Source organism: Streptomyces boncukensis, assembly GCF_011045075.1.
GTDB classification, from domain to species: Bacteria; Actinomycetota; Actinomycetes; order Streptomycetales; family Streptomycetaceae; genus Streptomyces; species Streptomyces boncukensis.
Genome location: NZ_JAAKZZ010000484.1, coordinates 1 through 5,540, shown reverse-complemented (window position 1 = coordinate 5,540; position 5,540 = coordinate 1). Strand labels below are relative to the sequence as shown.

Here is a 5,540-nt window from a genome sequence, read left to right as displayed (position 1 = left end):
CCGCACCCCGCGTGCGCCCGGAAAGGACCCGCTCCGCATGACGGACCGCTTCACCCTCGCCCACCGTCTCTCCCCGGACCACTTCACCACCCGGCTGCACGCGGACGTACGGGACGGGCTCACCGCCGCCCCCAAGACGCTGCCGCCCAAATGGCTCTACGACACCCGCGGCAGCGAGCTGTTCGAGGACATCACCCGGCTGACCGAGTACTACCCCACCCGTGCCGAGGACGAGGTCCTGGACCGGCACGCCGCCGACATCGCCCGCCTCACCGGTGCCGACACCCTCGTCGAGCTGGGCTCCGGCAGCTCCGCGAAGACCCGGCGGCTGCTGGACGCGCTCACAGCGCACGGCACGCTGCGCCGCTACGCGCCCGTCGACGTGTCGCCCGCCGCGCTGCTGGCGGCGGGCGAGGCGCTGTGCCGGGACCGCCCCGGGCTGCGGGTGGCGGCCACCGTCGCCGACTTCGAGGCGGAGCTGGTGCTGCCGGAGCCGTCCGGCGGGCCGCGGCTCGTCGCCTTCCTCGGCTCCACCATCGGCAATCTGCCCCCGGCACGGCGGTCGGCGTTCTTCAGCGCGCTGCGCGCCGCGCTCGGCGGCGGCGACGCGCTGCTGCTCGGCGCCGACCTGGTCAAGGATCCCGCCGTGCTGCTGCGCGCGTACGACGATCCGCACGGGGTCACCGCCGAGTTCAACCGCAACGTCCTGCACATGCTCAACCGCGAGCTGCACGCCGACTTCGCCCCGGGCTCGTTCGCGCACCGGGCGGTGTGGGACGCGGAGGCGGAGCAGATCGAGATGCGGCTGCGCGCCCGGACCGCGCAGACGGTGAAGCTCCCGCCGCTGGATCTGAGCGTGGACTTCGCGGACGGGGAGGAGCTGCGGACCGAGACCTCGGCCAAGTTCCGCCGCGCCGGGCTGACGGCGGAGCTCGCCCACCGGGGCTTCGGGGTGCGGGCCTGGTGGACGGACGAGCGGGAGCGGTTCGCCGTCCTGCTCGCCGTGCCCGACTGACGGCCCCGGGGCGCCGTGGGCCCTCACAGGGCGACCAGCATCGCGACCATGCCGAGGGCCAGCGACAGCCGGCACGCCGTGCCGAGCTCCGGGGCCCACCGCCCGCCGCCCGCCGCCGCGCCCGCCGCGGCGGCGGGCGGCCCGGCGGGTGCGGGCGCCAGCCGGACACCCGTGCGCAGCACGAACGCGGCGAAGTACGCCAGCAGCGCCAGGGTCGCCGCCGGCGGCCCCGCACCGCCGTGCCCGCCGTGCCCGCCGTGCCCGTGGTGCGCGCCGGTGCCGGCGGCGTGGGCCATCAGCACCGCCATGTAGACCATCGCGCCCGCCTCGATGCCGTGGTGCAGCCGGTGCGCCTCGCCTCCGGCGAACAGCAGCGAACGCAGGGCGATCGCCGCGAACAGGGCCGCGAGCGACACGGCCCCCCACACGCCCGTCCCCCCGCTCAGCCCGGGTGCCGCCATGAGGGCCATCCCGGCACCCATCGCGCCCTCGGTCCGCGCGGTGCGCCGCTCGCAGCGGCCGGTGTCCGGCGCGCTCGCGCGCGCCAGGCACAGCGCCGCCGTGGCGGTGCTGACGACCACCAGCAGCCACCCCGTCACCAGCGATCCCGCCATCCCCGCACCTCCCCCTCAGCGAGGGGCTTGCCACTGCCGGCCGCGCACACTCCGGCGCACTGATGCACGGCGGGAGCGTTCTGCCCCTGGCGGTACGCTCCCGTCTGCGGGCGCGCTGCGGCTGGGCGCGCAGTTCCCCGCGCCCCTGACGGGGCGCAAGACGTGCGCCCTCAGGGGCGCGGGGAACTGCGCGAGCGGGTACAGCGCGCCCGCAGGGGCAGCCCGTGACCGGCCGGAAAGGGGGCGGCCCGCGAACTCCGCTCAGCCCCCGGCTGGCCGCAGGACATCCCCGAAGCAGGCGACGGCGAGGTCCAGGGCCTGGCCGCCGTCCACCACGGGCCCGTCCACCCGCGGATGCGCGGCGGCCCACTCCCGCGCGGCGGCGGGCCGGGTGAAGAAGTTGACGTAGGAGCAGACGCTCTCGCAGTAGGCGCGGCAGGAGCCGCCCGTCACCGCGCCGAGCAGCACCGCAGCGGTCGCCGGGCGCCAGCGCGCCGTACGCCCCGCGACCCGCACGGACACGGACCGCCGGGTGCCGGGCTCGTGCGCGCTGACGGACACCGGGACCCCGCCGAGCATCGCGGAGACGCCGAGCGCGTCGATGGCGCACATCGCGTACGGGCTGCCGCGCCCGGCGACGGCCACCCGGTGCGCGGTGGGCGGCCCGGAGAAGGGGTACGCCGCACGGATGCTGCCGTCGGCGAACAGGTGCACGAGGTCGTGCTCGTACAGCTCCTGGAACACCGCGTCGGGCCGGGCGCCGTGGCGGTGGGCGAGGTCCCGGGGGTCGGACGGGGCGACGCCGGTGTCGGCGAACGCGGTCAGCAGCGCGGTGTGCACCCGGCGCGCGGCCGGTGTCAGCCGCCGGGCGCGCTCGGCCGTGCCGTCGGCCCAGGAGCACAGCAGGTCCCGGGTGTCCCTGTCGGGGTCGGACACGTGGTGCCTCCCTTCGCGGTCACGGCGGTCACGGCAGGTCGAGCTTGAGCAGGGCGTTCTCGACGACCTCCGGCATGGCCGGGTGGATCCAGTACTGGCCGCGCGCCATGGCGCGCGGGTCCAGGCCGAAGTGCAGGGCCTGGATCAGCGGCTGGATCAGGGTGGGCGCCTCCGGGCCCAGGATGTGCGCGCCCAGCAGCCGGCCGGTGCCGCGGTCGGCGAGCACCTTGGCGAAGCCGGTGGTGTCCTCCATGGCCCAGCCGTAGGCGATGTCCGCGTAGCGGTGGACGGCGGCGGTGTAGTCCAGCCCGCGCTCCCGGGCCTCCTCCTCGGTGAGGCCCACCGCGGCGACCTGCGGGGACGAGAACACCGCGTGCGGCACGAACCGGTGGTCGGTGCGCACCGGGCGCTCGGGGTGCAGCAGGTTGTGCTGGACGACCCGCGCCTCGTGGTTGGCGACGTGCTTGAGCTGGTAGGGCGAGGAGACGTCGCCCAGCGCCCAGACCCCGGCCACCGAGGCGGCCTGGGTGGCGTCCACCGCGATCCGGCCGTCGTCCGTCAGCGCGAGCCCGCCCGCCGCCGCGCCGACGAGGTCGGCGTTGGGGCGGCGGCCGGTGGCCACCAGGAGCTCCTCCGCCTCGACCGTCTCGGCGCCGTGCGGCCCGTCCAGCTCCAGCCGGACGACGCCGTCGCGCCGTCCCGCCTCCTTGACGGTGCGGTCCAGCCGCACGTCCCACTGCTGCCGGGCCAGCTCGGTGAAGTGCCGTGCGATCTCTCCGTCCTGGTGCCGCAGCAGCAGCCCGGAGCGGCCGATGACGGTGACCTGGGAGCCCAGCGAAGCGAACACATGGGCGAGCTCCGTCCCCACGAAGCCGGTGCCCAGCACGATCAGACGGCGCGGCACCTCGGCGAGCCGCATCACCGAGTCGCTGGTGTGGTAGCCGACGCCGTCCAGGCCGGGCACCTGGGGCGCCTCGGGGCGGCTGCCCGCGGCCACCACGACCCGGTCCGCGGTGAGCGCGGCCGTGCCCTCGGCGGTCTCCACGGCCAGCTCGCGCTCGCCGGTGAAGCGGGCCGTGCCCCGGTAGAGGGTGACGTTGGGGTTCTCCTGGGCGCGGTAGCGCTCCCCCGCGGCGGCGATCGGGTCGATACGCCCGAAGATCCGGTCCCGGATCGCGGGCCAGGGCGCGCCGCGCAGCTCCAGGTCGAGGCCCAGCCGCTCCCCGTGTCCGGGCGCGCGGGCGGTGTCGGCGGTGTGGGCGAGCATCTTGGTGGGGATGCAGCCCACGTTCAGGCAGGTGCCGCCGTACGCTCCCGTCGAGCCGACCCCTCTCTCCACGATCGCCACGTTCCACTCGTCGAACCGCTCGTCCACGAGGGAGTTGCCCGAGCCGGATCCCACGATCACGAGGTCGTAGTGCCGTGCCGCCGCCATCTCGTCCCCTTTCCGCATGCGTGCCCGCCTGTCGTCCGGTCAAGGGAACCCCGGCCGTGCCGGTGGCATTCCGGGGTTCCGCGTGCCGGGCACGATCCCATACCCCCTCACCGGGGCTGCCGGAGGAAGTCGGCGAGCCCGGTCAGCAGCCGGTCGGCGTCCTGCGGTGCGGTGTAGGGGGCGAGGCCGATCCGCAGCCCGCCGGTCTCGCCGAGTCCGAGACGGCGCGCGGCCTCGACCGCGTAGAACACCCCGGCGGGCGCCAGCACGCCGCGCGCCGCCAGAAAGCGGTGCGCCTGCTGCGCCGCGCGCCCGTCGAAGGTCAGCAGCCGGGTCGGTGTGCGGTCGGCGGCCCGCCCGTGCGCGGTGACCCCCTCCAGTCCGGCCAGCTCCTTGTCGATACGCGCGCTCAGCGCCTCCTCGTGCGCGGCGAGCGCGGCGTAGGAGGCGGCCAGCCGCTCGCGCCGGGTTCCGGTGGCGTCCGCGTCCAGCCCGGCGAGGAAGTCGACGGCGGCGCGGGTCCCGGCCATCAGCTCGTACTGCGGCATGCCCTGCTCGAACCGCTCGGGGACGGTGTCCGGCGCGGGCAGCACCTTGTCCGGCCGCAGGGTCTCCAGCAGCGCGGGGCGTGCGGCGAGCACGCCGTGGTGCGGGCCGAGGAACTTGTACGGCGAGCAGACCGCGGCGTCGGCACCGAGCGCGTCGAGGTCCACCAGGGTGTGCGCGGCGTAGTGCACGGCGTCCACGTACAGCAGCGCCCCGGCCTCGTGCGCGCACCGGGCCAGCGCGGCCACCGGCGGGCGGGTGCCCAGCAGGTTGGAAGCGGCGGTGACGGCCACCAGCCGGGTGCGCGGGCTCAGGACGGCCGCCAGGTGCTCCGGGGTCAGCTCCCCGGTCGCGGCGTCGAAGTCGGCCCAGCGCACGGTGGCCCCGGACCGCTCGGCGGCCCGGACCCAGGGGCGGACGTTGGCGTCGTGGTCGAGCCGGGTGACGACGACCTCGTCGCCGGGCCGCCACGCGCGGGCCAGGGTGCGGGAGATGTCGTAGGTGAGCTGGGTGGCGCTGCGGCCGACGACGATGCCGAGCGGGTCGGCGCCGAGCAGGTCGGCCAGGGCCTGCCGGGCCCCGGCCGCCAGGGCGTCGTCCTCGCGGTCCCCCCGGTCCTCGCGGTCCCCGGCCGTGCCGGGCCGCCGGTGCGCCAGGGGGCGCGAGAGCGCGTCGGCGACCGCCCGGATGACGGGGCGCGGGGTCTGCGTCCCGCCGGGTCCTTCGAAGTGGGCCAGCCCGGCCTCCAGGGCGGGGAACTGCGCGCGGAGGGCGGGGAGGTCGTACGCCATGAAGAACAACTCCTGTCGCACTCGGTGCCGTTGAACGCTGGCCGTTGACCGTTGAACTGAGGCGGCCCCACCCCTTGACTGGTATAGACCAAGGAAGTTGACTGCCCCCCATCAATCTCCTCCCCTACCCGCGGTTCGCCGCGTGCAAGGAGTGAACAGAGTTGAACGTGCGCAGACACGCCCGTACGGCGTCTCCCCCGCAC

General features: G+C 76.0%; 5 protein-coding genes. 1 reads left to right on the top strand and 4 read right to left on the bottom strand.

Annotated features, from left to right (window positions below):
- Nucleotides 1-37 precede the first annotated feature (37 nt).
- Nucleotides 38-1,015: an L-histidine N(alpha)-methyltransferase gene (gene egtD, locus G5C65_RS30170; RefSeq protein WP_165302225.1), complete on the top strand. Its 978-nt coding sequence runs from the start codon at nucleotides 38-40 to the stop codon at nucleotides 1,013-1,015.
- 23 nt (nucleotides 1,016-1,038) lie between these two features.
- Here the strand turns inward: egtD and G5C65_RS30165 are convergent, their stop codons facing one another.
- The 4 genes from G5C65_RS30165 to G5C65_RS30150 all read right to left on the bottom strand — a co-directional run bounded on the left by G5C65_RS30165 (nucleotide 1,039) and on the right by G5C65_RS30150 (nucleotide 5,337).
- Nucleotides 1,039-1,629, bottom strand: coding sequence for a DUF5134 domain-containing protein (locus tag G5C65_RS30165; protein ID WP_165302224.1), 591 nt, complete (start codon nucleotides 1,627-1,629; stop codon nucleotides 1,039-1,041).
- A 261-nt stretch (nucleotides 1,630-1,890) separates the two neighbouring features.
- Nucleotides 1,891-2,565: an organomercurial lyase gene (gene merB / locus G5C65_RS39680; RefSeq protein WP_165302223.1), complete on the bottom strand. Its 675-nt coding sequence runs from the start codon at nucleotides 2,563-2,565 to the stop codon at nucleotides 1,891-1,893.
- A 28-nt stretch (nucleotides 2,566-2,593) separates the two neighbouring features.
- On the bottom strand, nucleotides 2,594-4,018 hold the full coding sequence (locus G5C65_RS30155; RefSeq protein ID WP_241266166.1) for a mycothione reductase: 1,425 nt from the start codon (nucleotides 4,016-4,018) through the stop codon (nucleotides 2,594-2,596).
- Between the two features lie 89 nt (nucleotides 4,019-4,107).
- The gene (locus G5C65_RS30150) at nucleotides 4,108-5,337 is read right to left on the bottom strand and encodes a cysteine desulfurase-like protein (protein WP_165302222.1); all 1,230 of its coding nucleotides are present in this window, start codon (nucleotides 5,335-5,337) and stop codon (nucleotides 4,108-4,110) included.
- Nucleotides 5,338-5,540 lie beyond the last annotated feature (203 nt).

Coding starts and splice junctions, on each gene's coding strand:
- G5C65_RS30165 (WP_165302224.1), bottom strand. CDS start 1,629: ATGGCGGGATCGCTGGTGACGGGGTGGCTGCTGGTGGTCGTCAGCACC.
- G5C65_RS30150 (WP_165302222.1), bottom strand. CDS start 5,337: ATGGCGTACGACCTCCCCGCCCTCCGCGCGCAGTTCCCCGCCCTGGAG.
- G5C65_RS30155 (WP_241266166.1), bottom strand. CDS start 4,018: ATGCGGAAAGGGGACGAGATGGCGGCGGCACGGCACTACGACCTCGTG.
- egtD (WP_165302225.1), top strand. CDS start 38: ATGACGGACCGCTTCACCCTCGCCCACCGTCTCTCCCCGGACCACTTC.